Source organism: Methylobacterium sp. E-046 (assembly GCF_022829625.1).
GTDB lineage: Bacteria > Pseudomonadota > Alphaproteobacteria > Rhizobiales > Beijerinckiaceae > Methylobacterium > Methylobacterium longum.
Genome location: NZ_JAKSYP010000207.1, coordinates 1 through 639, shown reverse-complemented (window position 1 = coordinate 639; position 639 = coordinate 1). Strand labels below are relative to the sequence as shown.

Here is a 639-nt window from a genome sequence, read left to right as displayed (position 1 = left end):
GGCGACGGTCGGGTTGGATCCGTCGTTCGAGTACGCCCGAATGTAATCGATTTTCATGTTCTGGCCGACATCCGTCGCGCCGTCCTGCGTGGCGAGGTTGGCCATCAGGTACATCGGGTTCTTGTAGTCGGACGGGGTATTCTGCGAGCCTGCGAGCTGGCCGTCGTAGTAGAAATCCAGCTTCTCGGGCCCCCATTTGACGCCGTAGGTGTGATAGCCGGAGGTGTCGTGCTCGGAATAGACCTGGCGGTTCTGCTGCCACGGGATGCCGTTGGACGGATCGGTGGTGTGGATCGTGCTGTAGACGCCGCTGGCATTGCCGGCGTAGTGCTCGACCACGTCGAGTTCCTGCCAGCTGCTGCTGTCGCCTCCGGGTGTGGTCGGGGCCTTCTGGTTCGGCTGCATCCAGAACGCGTCCCAGCCGCCCTTGGCCTCGGACAGGTCGGCCCGCATCTCGAAGTAGCCGTACTTCTGGGAGAAGTTGCCCTGGGTGGTGATCAGGCCGGACTCGTCGCTGCCGGGATAGCCCGACTGGGTGCGGTCGTGCACGGCCGTGATGGTGAGCGCACCGTCCTTGACGCTGAACGGGTCGTAGCCGGAGGCGGGGTCGACGAACGACGACTTGCCGAAGCCGATGTC

General features: G+C 64.0%; 1 protein-coding gene. It reads right to left on the bottom strand.

Going from position 1 to position 639, the window contains the following annotated elements; all coding sequences use genetic code 11:
• The coding region (locus MKK82_RS20740) for a glycoside hydrolase family 16 protein (RefSeq protein ID WP_243986669.1) at window positions 1-639 on the bottom strand (639 nt) is incomplete at both ends.